The organism is Rhodococcoides kyotonense, assembly GCF_900188125.1.
GTDB lineage: Bacteria > Actinomycetota > Actinomycetes > Mycobacteriales > Mycobacteriaceae > Rhodococcoides > Rhodococcoides kyotonense.
Map to the genome: position 1 here is coordinate 94,572 of NZ_FZOW01000015.1, position 15,799 is coordinate 110,370.

Sequence of the window (15,799 nt, forward strand, 5' to 3'; positions counted from 1 at the left end):
GAAGTCGGCCGCCACCCGCGGCACGAACAAGACACGACCTGGTCGCTCCCGCGGCCGAAAGGATCTCCATCATGAGCAAGGGAAGAGTCGAAGGCAAGGTCGCCTTCGTTACCGGCGCAGCGCGTGGACAAGGACGTAGTCATGCTGTCCGTCTTGCGGAGGAAGGCGCTGACATCATCGCAGTAGACCTGTGTCAGGACATCGCAAGCAACTCGTATGCACTCTCGCGCACGGAGGATCTGCAGGAGACCACAAGGTTGGTCGAGAAGGTCGACCGTCGTATCGTCGCAATCGAGGCGGACGTTCGCGAGTTCGCGCAGCTGAACGACGCCGTCTGTGCCGGCATCGCTGAGTTGGGTCACCTGGACATCGTGGTTGCGAACGCAGGCATCGCCCCGATGGGTGCAACGGATCAACTACAGGGCTGGATCGATGTGGTGGGAGTCAACCTGATCGGTGTCCTGAACACCGTGCACGCCGCACTTCCTCATCTGCCCGAAGGATCATCGATCATCGCAACTGGCTCGGCAGCGGCCTATATGCCCAACGACATCGTCGACCAACCCGGCAAGGATCCGGGTGGCAACGGTTACATCGTCGCAAAGCAAGGCTTGTCCGCCTACATGCACGAGTTGGCACGCAATCTTTCCCCCAGACTGATTCGCGCCAATGTCGTCCACCCCACCAATTGCGACACGAACATGCTGCAGAGCGATGCTATGTACCGCGCGTTTCGGCCCGACCTCGAGAATCCGACGAGGGAAGATGCCATCCCCGCGTTTCCGGCGCAGCAGGCAATGCCTGTTCCGTGGGTCGATCCGGTCGACATCAGCAATGCGGTTGTCTACCTCGCGTCCGATGAATCGCGCTACGTGACAGGCATGCAGATGCGGATCGACGCCGGCTCCTACCTCAAGAACCACTCGTTCCACTTCTAGAGATTCGAAAGGACTGGACTCATGAAGGTTCACGTCGAACCCCAACTCTGCCAGGGCCATACCATCTGCTCGATGGTGGCACCAGAGATGTTCATACTCGACGACGAGGACGGCCACGCGTCGGCCGTCGCGGGTGACACACCTGCCGATCAGGTCAAAAACGTTCAGGAGGCCATCAAGTCGTGCCCTGAGCGTGCCATAGTCGAGTTCTGAAAGGGCCCACAATGACCACAGACGACATCAGCTCTTCCGTTGATCACAAGAAGTGCCCGATCGACTTCGACCGACACGCTCCTGGATATCGAAAGGAGTTCGTCGCGATCACCGACGACCTCCATTCCCGGTGCCCGGTCGCGTGGACCGAAGCCTACGACGGGCACTGGGTAGCCAGCGACATGCCCGAGTTGTTCGAGATAGCACGCCGATCGGACGTTCTGTCCAACGACAACGACTACGAGGGACTGAGGAAGGGATACAAGGGAATCAACATCCCCGCTCCCGAGGGTCGCGAGTCACGCGGTGGCTTCCTCGAACTGGATCCACCCGAGCAGCAGGACTATCGCAAGGCGCTCAATCCCTATCTGTCTCCTGCTGCGGTGGCTCGATGGGTGCCCGTTATCGACGAGATCACTCGTGCGTGCATCGACGATCGGATCGAGTCGGGTTCGATCGATTTCATCGACGACCTCGCCAACATCGTTCCCGCAGTGGCGACAATGGGCCTGCTCGGAATGCCACTCGCGGATTACGAGCGCTACGTCGAGCCGGTGCATGCCTCGGTCTACACCCCGTACACCTCGCCCGAAATCGTTGGAGTCTTCGAACGTCTCAACGACGCGATGGACCATATGTCGAACCTCGTTCTGGCGATGAAGGACGACCCGAATCCCCGACCCGGGCTCGCACTCGCACTGCTGAACGCACGGGTCGTGGACGAACCCATCGGTCACAAAGCGATCATGGAAACGTTGGGACTACTGGTCGGCGGAGGCTTCGACACGACAACCGCACTCACCTCCCATGCATTGGAATGGTTGTCCGAGCACCCAAGTGAGCGAACTCGACTGCACGACAACCTCGAGACCATGATCGACTCGGCGACCGAGGAATTCCTGCGCTTCTACACTCCTGCTCCCGGTGACGGCCGAACCTTCGCGGAGGATGTCGAGATCAGCGGTGCCCACTTCAAGGAGGGCGACAGGTTGTGGTTGTCCTGGGCGATGGCCAACAGGAACGCGGAGATCTTCCCTAACCCCCATGAGGTCGATTTAGAGCGGAGCGGGAATCGGCACGCCAGTTTCGGTCTCGGCCAGCACCGCTGCATCGGATCGAATGTAGCTCGAAATCTGTTCAAACGCATGCTTACTCAGGTGCTCGATCGTATGCCGGACTATGTGTGTGACCCCTCGGGAAGCGTCCACTACCAAACCATCGGTGTAATCAACGGAATGCGCAATCTGCCGGCAACGTTCACTCCGGGAAAGCGGTTGGGTGCGGGGCTGAACGAGACGATCGGTCGTCTGCAGATCCTTGTGGACGAACAGCGTCTCGGAGAACCCGTAACCAAGCGCAGGTCTCGAGGCGAGGGAGACTGATGACGTACGTCATCCTGCAGTCGTGCTGCAACGACGCTTCCTGTGTTGCGGTCTGTCCTGTCAACTGTATTCATCCGACCCCGGACGAGCCGGGGTTCATGAGTGCGGAAATGCTGCATATCGACCCCGATACGTGCATCGACTGCGGAGCCTGTGTCGACGAATGCCCGGTCGATGCGATCCGAGCCGAAGACGATCTCACCGAAGATCAGGACGACTATCTGGACCTCAATGCCAAGTACTTCGAGCGTGCAAATGACGTGGACGCGAAGAGTCCTGAGCCGAGAACTTGGAGGAAGTCCGACTACTCCGGCCTCCGCGTCGCAATCGTAGGATCAGGTCCTGCAGCGTTCTATGCGGCCTTGGACCTGTACGGGATGAAAGCCGCAAAGATCCACATGTTCGATCGGCTGCTGTCCCCGTACGGTTTGGCGCGCTTCGGGGTTGCACCGGATCATCAGTCAACCAAAGCCGTGATCGACATGTTTCGGTCACTCGGCAAGCGAGACAATTTCGAACTCAGCCTGGGTGTCGATGTGGGCAAACACGTATCCCACGACGAATTGCTCGCCCACCACGATGCCGTGATCTATGCGGTCGGCGCATCGTCGGACCGTCGATTGAACATCGAGGGCGAAGACCTCCCAGGAAGCCACGCTGCAACCGAATTCGTCGCTTGGTACAACGGCCACCCTGACTACGCTGATCGACAGTTCGATTTGACCGGCAAGCACGCAGTGGTGATCGGCAACGGCAACGTCGCTCTCGACGTCGCCCGCGTTCTACTGTCGGATCACAGTCGGCTCGCCAAGACCGACATCGCGCGCCACGCCCTGGAATCGCTGCGTAAGAGCAACATTCGTCAAGTCACGTTGATCGGTCGGCGAGGCGTCGCACAAGCGGCTTACACCAACCCGGAGATGCTCGCGTTGTTGTCCATGGACGACATCGAGGTCATCGTCGAGTCCGAGGAAGTTGCCACGGACGAGGTCACCCGAACGGTACTTGAGCATCCCGAAACGGACTCGAGCGTCCACGCCAAGGTTCGGTATGCGCAAGCGGCCGCATCGCGTCCGCGCGGAAGCGGATCCAAGCGACTCGTCCTGCGGTACAGGGCATCGCCGGTAGCGATCGAGGGATCCTCTCGAGTGGAAGCGGTGAAGCTGGTCCGCAACCGACTGGAAATCGGAGAAGACGGAACTGTTGTCGCGGTGGCAACTGACCACAGCGAAAGAATCGAAGCGGAAATCGTCTTCAGGTCGATCGGATATCGAGGGCTTCCGGTCGATGCTCTACCGTTCGACAGTCGCAAGGGAACAGTCCCCAACGTCGACGGCCGCGTAATCGACCCCGACGGCGGCCTCCCGATGGCGGGTGTCTACGTCACCGGCTGGATAAAGCGAGGACCGACCGGAGTGATCGGCACCAACAAGAAGTGCGCAACCGAAACCGTGGATGCACTACTTAACGACTACTCCGATGGTGTTCTGACTGCCTCACCGCATCGACCTGCCGACATTCTGGCCCTTGTGCGCGAACGCAACCCGGAAGCATTGAGGTTCGATGATTGGTCTCTCATCGACCGCGCCGAACGCGACGCAGGGAAGGCCGAAAATCGTCCTCGAGTCAAATTCGTCGACGTCGCTTCCATGATGAACGTCGTCCGATCGAGATGACTCATTCCCACATCGAGAGAGAGACCGACGATGCAAACTCCCATCGTGATCGTAGGAGCAGGACTGGGCGGATCTCGCGTGGCCTCGGAGCTCAGGGACAATGGCTTCGAGGGACCCATCGTACTGATTGGTGAGGAAACGCATGCGCCGTACGACCGACCGCCGCTCTCCAAAGCACTGTTACTGGGAACTGTGGATCAAGTCGACCTCAATCCCACCGAGTTCTACGAGCAGAACAGAATCGAGTTACGCACCGGCACACGGGTGACAGCGGTCGATCCGGTGGCCAAGACCGTCACAGTGGAACCCGCCTACGGTGGATCTTCTGAGGCCGTGGCGTACTCGTCGTTGGTACTTGCAACCGGACTTAAGCCTCGAATGCTGCCCTTTGCACTCGATCGCGTGGGTGTGCACGTCCTTCGTACTATCGACGACGCGCGATCACTGCGGGCCGCCAGTAAATCCGCTACCCACGCTGTCATCGTGGGTGCCGGGTTCATAGGGTGCGAAGTGGCCGCCAGCTTGCGAACCCGCGGACTGAGCGTGACAGTGGTGGAAGCGTCCCGAGCACCCCTGTCGGCGGCACTCGGCATACAGGTCGGCACAATGGTCGGTCGATTGCACGCGGCCGAGGGCGTGGACCTCCGCACCGGTGTCGGAATCACCGGAATCATCGGGGAGCAACGCGTCACCGGTGTGACGCTGTCCGACGGTGACGAAATCCGCGCCGACATCGTCGTCCTCGGTATCGGGTCGACTCCGGTGGTCGACTTGGTTGCCGGGTCCGGTATCGAGATCGCAGATTCTGCGGTAGGAGGTGGGATTTCATGTGATGCCAACGGTCACGCCTCGGTCCCCGACGTCTACGCCGTGGGCGATGTAGCGAACTGGCGTGACAACGCGGGCTCGCCAGCGCGCGTCGAGCACTGGAACAACGTCGTAGCGCAAGCAACGACAGTTGCGGCAACAATTCTCGATATCGCACCGGACGACCGGCCTGCTGTGTCCTACTTCTGGAGCGACCAGTTCGACCTCAAACTTCAGGCGCTCGGCCATCCCGGCGTCGGAGACGACGTCCACGTAGTCTCCGACGAGGGTGGTAAATTCGTCGTACTCTACAGCCGAGAGGGAAAGTTGACGGCGGTTGTCGGCGTGGGCAAACCGGCCGCGGTCATGAAGATGCGATCACATGTTATCGCTCGAACCCCTATACACGACCTCGTGTGACGTAGGTGCGTTGGCGGCGGTCTCAGTCGGCCGCCACCGTCACCGTGACGTCGATGTTCCCTCTGACTGCGTTCGAGTACGGGCACAACCGATGTGCCTCGTCAGCAATCTGCTGTGCGACATCGGCACTCAAATTGGGCACACTGACTTCGATCTCGACAGCAAGCCCGAAGGTGCCGTCGTCGAGCTGCCCCAACGACACACGGCAGCCCACCGCCGAGTCGCCGATGTCCACTTTGCGGCGACCTCCTGCCAACCGAAGCGCAGAATGGAAGCACGCGGCATATCCGACGGCAAAGAGCTGCTCGGGATTGGTTCCTGTTCCACTTCCTGGCATCGACATTTCAACATCCAACGCACCGTCCGACGTGCGACCGTGGCCGCGTCGACCGTCACCGGTGGACAGAGCTTCTGCGGTGTACATCATCTTCATCGGTATACCTTTCAGTTCGTGGCGGCTCGTTTGCCGTACGTGGTATTTCCCCGAGTGAGAACCGATGCGACCTCACGGCCGAATACATCGATGGTTTCGAGGTTCGCGAGGTCATGCAGGCGGACGATGCACAATTCGATTCCACGATCGAATTCCGCAGCGAACTTCTGCACAAGTTCTGCGGGAGTGCCGATCATTGCGGGTCCCCAGCCGGATTCAGGCAATCGGCGATGTGTTCTTTCGACGACCTTCGCTCGCTGCGCTTCGTCGGTGATCATACCCACCGCGTATTGCGCAGACACGCGGGCATTCCCCGCACGCCGTGCAAGATCTTCCAGTCGAGTACGTGCGGCTCCAGGGCAATTCCACCAATCAGCCAACTCGGCTACGATCGGCATGGTCAACTGCCGGCCTGCTCCACCGATGTGAATCGGAATCGAGCCGTTGACAGGCCTTGGCAGCCCGAATGCACCGGACAGTCGAAAGTGCTTGCCCTCGTAATCGAAGGGTTCGCCTGAAAACATCGCTCGGACAATCTCGATCGTCTCGGCCAGTTGTTCCGAACGACAACGGGGAGAGTCGTATTCGATACCGAACATGTCGAATTCGGATTCGATCGATCCCCAACCCAAGCCGAGCTCGAACCGACCTCCCGCGATCCTATCGACCGTGGCCGCCATCTTGGCCAGGACAGCAGGATGCCGAAATGGGTTGCATCCGACGAGATGACCCAGCCGAATTCTTCCGGTGGCCACTGCGATGGCAGAGATCAATGTCCAACTCTCCAACGCATCAGCCCGATTCGCTGCAGGGGCGAACAGATGATCCATCAGCCAGAACGACTGAAAACCGGAGTGTTCCGCACGAACAGCCGCGTCGATCACTGCTTGGAAGTCGAGCCCTACCTGCGGTACGAATATCCCGAAGCCGCCGCCGAAAGTCGGAAACCGAGCCGATTCTTCGAAGCTCATACTATCCGACAGTAGTTCGAAACTCGGCCTATGACAATGGCTTCATTCCTTTGAATTCTGATTCACGAAGGGATCAGACGTGAACGAACAGTGCCCGATGCAATATCGCTCGTCCAATCCGAACTGATTCGGCCGCGTCACCTTCGACTCTTTCCGCCAATGGGCGCGCCATGTGCAGCGCGATCATCAGATCCTCGGCCCCTACCCCGTCGACGACGAGACCGGCCGAACGCCCCGCGGCAAGCAACGATTCGAACGCTGCCGCAGTCCGACGCGACAGCGCGGTGAACCATTCGATGTCGGCGCCGGAGAGCACATGAACGAAACTTCGTTCGTCGATGATCATGTCGAGCACGTCCTCGAAGAGCTTGATGATTCCGTCGGGACGTCCCGCCAGGTCACTTGCCAGTTGCTCGATTCGCGCAACGTTGTCCTCGAACACCATGGCCGCGAGTTCCTCACGTGTCGTGAAGTTGCGGTACAGCGTCGTCCGACTAACTTCGGCGATGCGCGCGACCTCCTCCAACGCGACGTCGGGCCCCTTCGCGGCGAAGGCTTGGCGGGCGGCGGAGAGCAGTCGTTCTCGATTGCGCACAGCATCGGTGCGCTTGGACCTGTTGGAATCGACCGACGGCATGTCAGGAACATTACCGGTTGCGTCCATCGAGTCCGGTACCGACTATCCGTACATCGACGTTCATTTCGGCGAGCGGCTGTCGTACCCAGCATTCTGCATCAGTCCTGATCAGGAAACTCGACGCTGATCAGCCGTAAGTCTGCCGAGTACGCGAGCGGCGAAGGCATCGCAACAGCCTCGGATGGGCGGACACAGTCGACCACCAGGTGGCCATACCTTGAATGTCCACCTCAACACGACACATCGCCGGGGCGCACGGACGCGAGTCGCCCTCAGACTATTTTTAGTTCGTCCGCACGACCCGCTTCCATGGCACTGGCAGCATGTCGAGCCGCAACGTACCCGAATGCCATGGTGTACGAGATACTCGCTCCTGCACCGAAATACGTTCTCCCCAGGACTGTTGCAGTGATATTTCCGGTCGCGTACAACCCGGCAATCGGCGATCCATTCTCTCCGATCACGCGTGAGAACTCATCGGCAACCAAGCCGCCACCTGTCCCTGCATCGGAAGGAAAGATTTGAACCGCATAGAACGGGCCCCTCGCCACCGGTCCCAGCGCCGGGTTCGGCTTGTGGGCCGGATCGCCCAGCGCTCGGTTGTACGCCGACACACCACGTCCGAACTCGGGATCGAGCCCATTCTCGGCATGCGCGTTGAAAGTCGAAATGGTGTCGACCAAATTGTCCCCATCCACGTCGATGAGTTTGGCCAGATCTTCGATGGTTTCCGCCTTCTTCACCCACCCGTTCGTGAACCATTCCTTCGGCATGTGTCCCGGGAGGCCTATCCCCGCAGCGTAGCGACGGCGGTATGCATCATCGGTGATTGCCCAACACGGCGCGGCGTCGTGGTCGTACATTGCGACGGCCACATCACCCATCGCTGAGGATTCGTTGACAAAACGCTTCCCCTCTCGATTGACCAGAATCCCACCTGGCCGTTGACGCGACTGACCCATCGTCGAGGCTCCGAGTTCGGCAATGGTGGACGGAAGCCACCAGGCGTTGTCCATGAGGTCGATGCCTGCACCCGCTGCAATACCCATTTCGAGAACCTCGCCAGTGTCTCCGGGATTGGCAATGGACAAGCTGCCGTCGTTGACGCCGCCGCTGTACTTACGGCGCATGTCGGCGTTGTGCGCAAACCCACCGGCTGCCAGGAGAACACCCTCACGGCCCTGGACCGAGATCGACTTTCCTTCATGGACAATTCGAGCGCCGACCACCCGTCCGCCGTCGAGAATCAACTGCTCGACCGGTGACTCGGTCCAGACCTCGATGCCATCATCAAGGGCCATGCGTAATAGCTGCCCGATGATTGCGGCACCGTTGGTCAACATCTTTCTTCCTCGTATCTTCGAGACGACTGTACGAAGAAAGACACGTGCGGCAACGAGAAACGCAGCGACCGACCGATTGAAGTACTGAATGGAACGGAGCTCGTTCGTCTTGACGACCAAACCGATGTGCTGCGCCATGCCCGGCATGATTCTGTCGCGCCAGTCCTTGCCCAGTAAGTCGGCGTTCCACGGCTGGGACTCGATCGAACGTCCACGATCGACTCCACCCGGCAATTCGGAGTAGTAGTCGCTGTATCCGTCTGCACGGACGAACTCGACACCACGTCTTCGCATCAGGCCGACCAAGTCGTTGCCCGCGGTGACGTACGCGCGCCGCCGGGCCAACGGATTGGTCCGATCGGGATCACCGAGTGTGGATTGCATGTACAGGAGCGAATCGTCCATCGAGTCCGCGACGCCTTCCTCCTGCATCAACACGTTGTTCGGCACCCACATCACCCCACCGGACATAGCCGTAGAGCCACCGACGAGTGCTTGCTTTTCCACAACCAGGGGTTGGAGGCCGGCCTCCTTGGCTGCTATTGCGGCCGACAGTCCGCCGCCGCCGCTTCCGACGATCAGAAAGTCGACGCTGTGGTCCCACTCGGTCATTTCTGCTCCTGATTGTGCACGGGTGCCGGCCCGATGCCGTTGTAGTTGGAAAGTGAAACCGGCTCCTCTGCGGGTGTCGACACCGCCGAGGAGCCAGTGGTCCTGGTGGCCCTAGTGGTTCGAAATGTCAGATACTGATACCGACCAGCTTGGTATCCAAGTACTCGTTTATGCCTTCTGCCGCGCCTTCACGTCCCAGACCGCTCTCTTTGACGCCACCGAACGGCGCTGCGGCAGACGTCGGATTTATGTCGTTGATACCGACCATTCCGAAGTTGAGCTTTTCCGTTACACGAAGAGCACGGGAGAGGTCTCGGGTGTATACGTAAGAGGCAAGTCCGTAGTCGGTATCGTTCGCCATCTCGATCACCTCCGATTCTTCGTCAAAAATCGTCACTGCCGCAACAGGTCCGAACGTTTCCTCTCGGTAAATCTCCATGTCCGGTGTGACACCGGTGAGAATCGTCGGAGCGTAGAAGTAGCCCTGGTCGAACTTGTCTCCGGTCAAGCGTCGACCGCCCACGGCAATCGTTGCGCCCTTGCTGGTGGCGTCGTCGACCTGGCGCTGCATCCGATCCAGCGACGGCGCGTCGATCAAGGGGCCGACGCCGCTGCTGGGCTCGAGACCATTTCCCGGCTGCAACTTCGACGTTCGCGCGACCAAAGTCTCGATGAACTTCTCGGCGATGGAGCGATGCACGAAGATTCGGTTCGGACTGATGCAAGCCTGACCGGTGTTGAGGAACTTGACCAACGTCGCACCCTTGGCGGCATGCACCGGATCGGCATCCTCGAACACGATGAACGGAGCGTGTCCACCGAGTTCGAGCGACACACGCTTGACTGTGGATGCAGCCTCTTTGGCGAGAAGCTTGCCTACATCGGTCGACCCTGTGAACGCGATCTTGCGTACCGCTTTGCTGGCGAAGACGGTCTCGCTGAACGATCGCGCACTCTGTGTAGTGACGAGATTCGCGACGCCCGCAGGAATCCCGGCGTCCTCGAAGATCTTGAACACAGCGATCGCGGTGAGTGGGGTGTTCTTGGCCGGCTTGAGCACTACCGGGCACCCGGCAGCGAAGGCCGGTGCGACCTTGCGCGTGATCATCGAGATCGGGTAGTTCCACGGGGTTACAGCAGCGACGACGCCGACCGGCTGGCGCAGAGCCAGGAACCGCTGGTCGGGCCGCGCCGACGGAATGGTCGATCCGTACACTCGTTTGGCCTCTTCGGCGAACCAGATCAGAAAGTCGGCCGCGTACTTGACTTCGGTCCGTGCAGCCTTGAGGGGTTTACCCTGTTCCATGGTCATCAATACCGCCAGGTCGTCCGCACGCTCCAACATCAATCGATGTGCGGTGTGCAGGAAATCGGCACGCTGGTACGCAGTGAGCGTGGCGAAACCCGGAAATGCCCGCTCGGCAGCATCGATCGCGTTTTGCACGTCGGACGCCTGACCTGAGGCAACCGAGGCAAGCACGTCACCGGTCGCAGGGTTCGTCACATCGAAGTAGGCCCCAGTAGCGCCTGTACTCCATTTTCCGTCGATATACAGCGATTCCCGAGTGACACTCGGATCCTCGAACAACGGCAATGACATAGGAATCTCCAAGAGTAGCTTCAGGAACGGCCGACCTGACCGCGAAGAGAGCATACCCCCCAATGTCCGTGTGCTTCAATGTATTGAACACAAATTCAATCGAAGCACAGTGATATGTATCGAATCTACATTCTGTTCGAACGCCGGTGCATGGGATGATTTCTCCGAGGAGGACCTAGCGACGACCGAGCGGAATGCTCGGGCGTCGAATACGAAGACTTCGTTCACGACGGTCATCCACCGACAAGCCGATGCACTCGAACCGAACCTCATCGACGACAACACGCTTCGCACGCGATCTTCTGAAAGGCAACAATGAAGCTGAAAGACAAAACCGCTGTGGTGACCGGAGCAACGGCTGGGATCGGATTGGCGATCGCACAACGCTTAGCCGAGGAGGGTGCCCACGTCTATTTCACCGGACGCAGCACCGAACGCCTCGACGAGGCCAAAGCCCGCATCGGAGACCGAGCAACCGGCGTACAGGCCGACGTGACCGTCGCCGAGGACCTGGACCGACTGTACGCACTTATCGTGTCCGACGGTCGGCGGGTGGACATCGTAGTGGCGAATGCGGGAGGCGGAGACAACCTACCTCTCGAGCAAGTGACGTTGGAACACTACAACTCCATATTCAACACCAACGTCCGCGGGACGCTCTTCACGATCCAGAAGGCGCTACCGCTCTTGGAAACCGGCGCGTCGATCGTGCTTCTCAGTTCGGTCGCTGCGGACAGCGGGTCGCACGGTCTCGGCGTGTATGCCGCATCGAAGGCAGCGGTCCGTTCGTTTGCACGCACATGGGCGAACGAGTTGAAAAGCAAGGGAATTCGAGTGAATGCCATTGCTCCTGGCGCCATCGACACGCCAGGACTCGCCGCGGCGGTCAGCGTCGGTGGCGCACAGATCACCGAGATGTTCGACATGATCGGCCAGCACACCCCGCTCGGAAGGGTCGGCGCCGGCCACGAAGTCGCCGATGCTGCGCTCTATCTCGCGAGTTCGGACAGCAGTTACACCACTGGGTCCGTCATCTACGTCGACGGCGGGCAGAGCCAGATCTAGCGCGGACAATGTGTGGCGCACGAGAACTGCGGTGGACCTGCACGGACAGATCGACCGCAGTTCTCGGCTCCTCGAGAGGTCAGAAGTATTGCGCTCCACCGTCGACGGTAACGTGCTCGGCCGTCATGAAGGCCGATTCGTCCGAAGCCAGAAACGCAACGATATTGGCGATCTCGTCAGGCTCGGCTGCGTACTTCTGAAGCATCGACGTGTTCATCGTTGCCAATCGAGGATTGGACTTGTTGGTCTCCTCCAGCCGTGCCTGCATGCTCCCCGATCCCATCGGCGACATAACGGCCCCGGGATGGACGCTGTTGACCCGAACTCCGTAGTGACCGAGCTCGGCTGCAAATCCACGAGTCATGCCGACCAACGCGTGTTTGCTCGTCGTGTACGGAATCATGAAGGGCTGCATCTTCTTGCCCGAGGACGAACTGATCACAATGACTGAACCGCTGCCCTGACGCGTCAGATGGGGTGCAGCGGCCATGATGGTGTTCCACACCCCGGTTACGTTGATGTCCATCGTGTCTTTGAAGACCTGAGGAGTCGTCTCGTCCCAGGTGACCGGAATACAGATTCCGGCATTGGCGACGACCACATCCACGCTGCCAAGCTCCGAGACCACGCCGTCGACGAAAGACTTCATCGTGTCCAGATCTCGGACATCGCCCTGTCGCACGACCGCTTTACGACCTTCCCCCTCGATCAGAGCCACAGTTTCGGCGAGGTCTTCGTGGGTGGCTGACAGGTACGGAACACCGGGGAGCGGGCCGGCAAGGTCGATCCCCGCGATGTCGGCACCTTCCCTGGCGAGCCGCACAGCGTGCGCCCTTCCCTGTCCGCGAGCGATCCCGGTAATGAGGGCAACTTTGTTCTCGAGCCGTGCCATGGTCTACCTACTCTCGATGATCGGATCCGACCACGGCCCCTCGTCGTCGGCAGACGTCGAGCACCTTTAGCCGGATGTTTTCTGGCCCTGTAAAACTATTGTCCGAGGCAAACGAGTGAAGGCGTTCGAAAAACACCCGCTCGCCCACTCCGAACCGTATGAAGATCTCCTCGGACGGGCCACCGCCGAAGTCCAACCACGGAAGCACGAAGTCCATCATGTGCCGCTGGTCTCCACCGACTCGGGCGGCCTTCGTTCCGATCGACACATTGATCAACTCCCATCGCGTTTCGGTGTGGCAAGCCACGTGACTAGGTGATCGCTCCGGCGATCTTCAGTTCCAGAATTCTCTCGTCGTCCAGCCCTAACTCCCGGAGTATTTCGTCGGTGTGCTCGGCGAACTGGGGCGCGCGGTCCGGAGTGGCTGGGGATTCGTCGAACTGAACCGGAGACGTCACGAGTTCGCGTGACACTCCATCGACGTCCAGGACAGTTGCCACATGGCCGTTCGCCCTCAACTGCACGTCTTGACCGGCCTCGAGCGCATTCTGCACCGGACTCCATTGCCCCTCGAGCGTTGCGAACTTCTGCAACCAATGAGTGAGGGGCTTTTGTGCGATCTCCTTCGCCACGATTCCCGCAGCTTCGCGCCAGTTCTCCATCAGTTCGGCCGTTGTCGCGAACGACGTGTGCTCGATCAGATCCGCGCGATCGAGGTGCGTGACGAAGTCTGCCCAGTACTTCCCCGGTTGCAGCATGCACAGATTGACGAAACGCCCGTCCGACGTTTCGTAGATGCCGACGAGTGGGTTCCCTGGAGCGCCTGGCCCCTCGCTCGGATCGCGCCCTTGCATGACCGGCCCACCGTTGAGCGCGATGTCTATCGAAAGCGCGTTCGCCCACGCCCCACTGGCCAGAAGCGAGACATCGACAACGGACGGCTCCCCTGTCCGTTCGCGGGCGAACAAGGCTGCCGCAATCCCTCCCGCGATGTTCAATCCACCGATGGTGTCACCCCATGCAGGTCCCGGCTGGTTCACCACACTGCCGAGACTCGGCGGCGTCGCTCCCATGGCGTTTCCTCCTCGACACCAGAAGGAGGGCGAATCGTAGCCACCGTTCTCGGACTCGGGCCCGCGTGCACCCCAAGCACTTCCCCGCACATAAATGATGCTCGGGTTGATCGCGCGGATGTCGTCGACGTCGATCTTCAAGCGTCGACGCGCTGCGGGCAGGAAGTTGGTCACGAACACGTCGCTGTTGCGCACTATGTCGTAGAGAACCTCGCGGGCTTCGTCCTTCTCCAGCGAGAGGCCGATGCCCCGCTTGCTGCGGTTCGGATGCTCCATTATCGGAGAGAATCCGCCGAACGACTCCATCCCACCGAGGTTTCCCAATCCTCGCTGCGCATCTCCACTGACAGCGTGCTCGACCTTGATGACGTCTGCGCCCCAGTCAGCCAGTACTGCGCCGGACACCGGCACATAGGTAAATTGAGCCACTTCGACCACTCGGACACCGTTCATCGGCCTGGTTGGCATGTTTTCTCCCTACCGCGATCGAATCGCGCATTCTTGAAACTGAGGTCTACGTCACTCGGACTCTATAAGCGCTGCAATGTTCTAGCAAGACGTTCATAAGTATGAATTTTGATTCATTTCTTCCCGGACCGGACCGTGAGTAGTATTCCGAATACTAGTTCATGATTCTGAACCTACCGGAAGAGCGTGTGGTACTACTGATCACGGAACGGCTGGCTTCCACTTGCTGACAGGCGCAGGCCGAAAACACCACAGCGGTCACGTACAACCGGATTTCGCTTGCCGAACGTACTCTCGACCTCGCAACCGACATTCGGCGAGGTCCGACTGCAGTGGCCGGACTCGACGAAAGGGTGTCGCATGACACTAGGAAAGATTTTTCATCTGATTCACATGACCGGTGATCTGCCAGCGCTCGAGGCATGGTACGACGATGTGTTCAGTGTCCGGCGCGGATGGATGGACAACAACTACCTCGACTGGGAGCGAAGAGACGCCTCGCTGGTCGCGTTGGCCGACGTAGTCATCGAACCACTGGCTCCAGCGTTCAGAGAAAGCGACTGGGCCGACTACCCGCTCGGCAGGTTCTACAACCGGTTCGGCAATCATTGGCACTCGATCGCATGGTACTGCGACGACGCGCTCCCCTACTGGCATCTTCTGCGCGAGAACAACATACGAATCCTCGGTACTGCAGGCGCATCGGCGGACGAACCACCGTCCGCGGACGCGACACTGTTCACTCACCCCAGGGACACCATTGCTCAGCTGGAGATAGAGCCGCCGAGAGATTTCGCAAATCTGGACCCACGGAGACGGTCGGACTACGACCCGATGTGGTGGGTGACCAATCACCCCTTGGGCCTGTACGGCCTGTCCTACACTACGGTTCTCACCAAGGATCTTGAGCGAGGCAAGCACATCTTCGTAGACATTCTCGGCGGCGAACTACTCGAGGTCTCGTCGTCGGCGCTGACGGGAACCGACGACGTGTACGTCGCAGTCGGCGAATCCGTCGTGCAGTTGTCCTCGCCCACCACCGAGGACACGATCGCATCAAGAGACATGACCGCGAATGGCGAGATTCACCACGCCGCATGCTTCCGTGTCGCTGACCTGGACAAAGCCGAAGTATATCTCGCATCCAAGGGGATCAAGACCTCGAGTCGCGACCACGAAACGATCCTGAGCGACCCCGCCACGACACATGGCGTGCCGTTCCGTTGGACCACGCGACTGATCCCCGGAGGAACCTTCGATCAGTAGTAC

General features: G+C 59.8%; 14 protein-coding genes. 7 read left to right on the forward strand and 7 right to left on the reverse strand.

Annotation, left to right across the window (positions count from 1 at the left end; all coding sequences use genetic code 11):
- The first annotated feature begins 71 nt into the window (after positions 1-71).
- From CHB96_RS22335 to CHB96_RS22355, 5 genes are read left to right on the forward strand one after another with little or no spacing between them, the layout of a single operon-like run.
- Positions 72-938: a mycofactocin-coupled SDR family oxidoreductase gene (locus tag CHB96_RS22335; protein WP_089250404.1), complete on the forward strand. Its 867-nt coding sequence runs from the start codon at positions 72-74 to the stop codon at positions 936-938.
- Between the two features lie 21 nt (positions 939-959).
- Positions 960-1,151: a ferredoxin gene (locus tag CHB96_RS22340; protein WP_089250406.1), complete on the forward strand. Its 192-nt coding sequence runs from the start codon at positions 960-962 to the stop codon at positions 1,149-1,151.
- Positions 1,152-1,162: 11 nt separating this feature from the next.
- The gene (locus CHB96_RS22345) at positions 1,163-2,533 is read left to right on the forward strand and encodes a cytochrome P450 (RefSeq protein WP_089250408.1); all 1,371 of its coding nucleotides are present in this window, start codon (positions 1,163-1,165) and stop codon (positions 2,531-2,533) included.
- Positions 2,533-4,209, forward strand: coding sequence for an FAD-dependent oxidoreductase (locus CHB96_RS22350; RefSeq protein WP_089250410.1), 1,677 nt, complete (start codon positions 2,533-2,535; stop codon positions 4,207-4,209). The genes CHB96_RS22345 and CHB96_RS22350 overlap by 1 nt, the downstream gene beginning before the upstream one ends.
- A 30-nt stretch (positions 4,210-4,239) precedes the next feature.
- Positions 4,240-5,436, forward strand: a complete 1,197-nt coding sequence (locus CHB96_RS22355) for an NAD(P)/FAD-dependent oxidoreductase (protein ID WP_089250412.1) — start codon at positions 4,240-4,242, stop codon at positions 5,434-5,436.
- Between the two features lie 22 nt (positions 5,437-5,458).
- Here the strand turns inward: CHB96_RS22355 and CHB96_RS22360 are convergent, their stop codons facing one another.
- The 5 genes from CHB96_RS22360 to CHB96_RS22380 all read right to left on the reverse strand — a co-directional run bounded on the left by CHB96_RS22360 (position 5,459) and on the right by CHB96_RS22380 (position 11,032).
- Positions 5,459-5,869, reverse strand: a complete 411-nt coding sequence (locus CHB96_RS22360) for an organic hydroperoxide resistance protein (protein WP_089250414.1) — start codon at positions 5,867-5,869, stop codon at positions 5,459-5,461.
- Positions 5,870-5,880: 11 nt separating this feature from the next.
- On the reverse strand, positions 5,881-6,840 hold the full coding sequence (locus tag CHB96_RS22365) for an LLM class flavin-dependent oxidoreductase (RefSeq protein ID WP_089250416.1): 960 nt from the start codon (positions 6,838-6,840) through the stop codon (positions 5,881-5,883).
- A gap of 73 nt (positions 6,841-6,913) precedes the next feature.
- Positions 6,914-7,477 carry a TetR/AcrR family transcriptional regulator gene (locus CHB96_RS22370; RefSeq protein ID WP_176444440.1) on the reverse strand — a complete coding sequence of 188 codons (564 nt, stop codon included), beginning with the start codon at positions 7,475-7,477 and terminating at the stop codon, positions 6,914-6,916.
- 272 nt (positions 7,478-7,749) lie between these two features.
- The gene (locus CHB96_RS22375; protein ID WP_089250420.1) at positions 7,750-9,432 is read right to left on the reverse strand and encodes an FAD-binding protein; all 1,683 of its coding nucleotides are present in this window, start codon (positions 9,430-9,432) and stop codon (positions 7,750-7,752) included.
- Between the two features lie 127 nt (positions 9,433-9,559).
- Positions 9,560-11,032 (reverse strand): NAD-dependent succinate-semialdehyde dehydrogenase, encoded by a 1,473-nt coding sequence (locus CHB96_RS22380; RefSeq protein WP_089250422.1) that lies wholly within the window; start codon positions 11,030-11,032, stop codon positions 9,560-9,562.
- A 315-nt stretch (positions 11,033-11,347) separates the two neighbouring features.
- Here CHB96_RS22380 and CHB96_RS22390 point away from each other — a divergent pair, with 315 nt between their 5' ends.
- On the forward strand, positions 11,348-12,097 hold the full coding sequence (locus CHB96_RS22390; RefSeq protein ID WP_089250426.1) for an SDR family NAD(P)-dependent oxidoreductase: 750 nt from the start codon (positions 11,348-11,350) through the stop codon (positions 12,095-12,097).
- 79 nt (positions 12,098-12,176) lie between these two features.
- On the opposite strand, the gene CHB96_RS22395 is transcribed toward CHB96_RS22390, so the two are convergent.
- Both CHB96_RS22395 and CHB96_RS22400 read right to left on the reverse strand, forming a co-directional pair.
- A complete protein-coding gene (locus CHB96_RS22395) occupies positions 12,177-12,989 on the reverse strand; it encodes a mycofactocin-coupled SDR family oxidoreductase (RefSeq protein WP_089250428.1) in 813 nt (270 codons plus the stop codon).
- 311 nt (positions 12,990-13,300) lie between these two features.
- The gene (locus CHB96_RS22400) at positions 13,301-14,530 is read right to left on the reverse strand and encodes a CaiB/BaiF CoA transferase family protein (RefSeq protein WP_245866026.1); all 1,230 of its coding nucleotides are present in this window, start codon (positions 14,528-14,530) and stop codon (positions 13,301-13,303) included.
- Positions 14,531-14,890: 360 nt separating this feature from the next.
- On the opposite strand from CHB96_RS22400, the gene CHB96_RS22405 reads away from it, so the two are divergent.
- Entirely contained in the window at positions 14,891-15,796 is a 906-nt protein-coding gene (locus tag CHB96_RS22405; protein WP_089250512.1) for a VOC family protein, read from the forward strand.
- Positions 15,797-15,799 lie beyond the last annotated feature (3 nt).

Bases quoted from the DNA above. Each gene is read 5' to 3' on its own strand.
- CHB96_RS22335 (WP_089250404.1), top strand. From the start codon at position 72: ATGAGCAAGGGAAGAGTCGAAGGCAAGGTCGCCTTCGTTACCGGCGCA.
- CHB96_RS22340 (WP_089250406.1), top strand. From the start codon at position 960: ATGAAGGTTCACGTCGAACCCCAACTCTGCCAGGGCCATACCATCTGC.
- CHB96_RS22345 (WP_089250408.1), top strand. From the start codon at position 1,163: ATGACCACAGACGACATCAGCTCTTCCGTTGATCACAAGAAGTGCCCG.
- CHB96_RS22350 (WP_089250410.1), top strand. From the start codon at position 2,533: ATGACGTACGTCATCCTGCAGTCGTGCTGCAACGACGCTTCCTGTGTT.
- CHB96_RS22355 (WP_089250412.1), top strand. From the start codon at position 4,240: ATGCAAACTCCCATCGTGATCGTAGGAGCAGGACTGGGCGGATCTCGC.
- CHB96_RS22360 (WP_089250414.1), bottom strand. From the start codon at position 5,869: ATGAAGATGATGTACACCGCAGAAGCTCTGTCCACCGGTGACGGTCGA.
- CHB96_RS22365 (WP_089250416.1), bottom strand. From the start codon at position 6,840: ATGAGCTTCGAAGAATCGGCTCGGTTTCCGACTTTCGGCGGCGGCTTC.
- CHB96_RS22370 (WP_176444440.1), bottom strand. From the start codon at position 7,477: ATGCCGTCGGTCGATTCCAACAGGTCCAAGCGCACCGATGCTGTGCGC.
- CHB96_RS22375 (WP_089250420.1), bottom strand. From the start codon at position 9,432: ATGACCGAGTGGGACCACAGCGTCGACTTTCTGATCGTCGGAAGCGGC.
- CHB96_RS22380 (WP_089250422.1), bottom strand. From the start codon at position 11,032: ATGTCATTGCCGTTGTTCGAGGATCCGAGTGTCACTCGGGAATCGCTG.
- CHB96_RS22390 (WP_089250426.1), top strand. From the start codon at position 11,348: ATGAAGCTGAAAGACAAAACCGCTGTGGTGACCGGAGCAACGGCTGGG.
- CHB96_RS22395 (WP_089250428.1), bottom strand. From the start codon at position 12,989: ATGGCACGGCTCGAGAACAAAGTTGCCCTCATTACCGGGATCGCTCGC.
- CHB96_RS22400 (WP_245866026.1), bottom strand. From the start codon at position 14,530: ATGCCAACCAGGCCGATGAACGGTGTCCGAGTGGTCGAAGTGGCTCAA.
- CHB96_RS22405 (WP_089250512.1), top strand. From the start codon at position 14,891: ATGACACTAGGAAAGATTTTTCATCTGATTCACATGACCGGTGATCTG.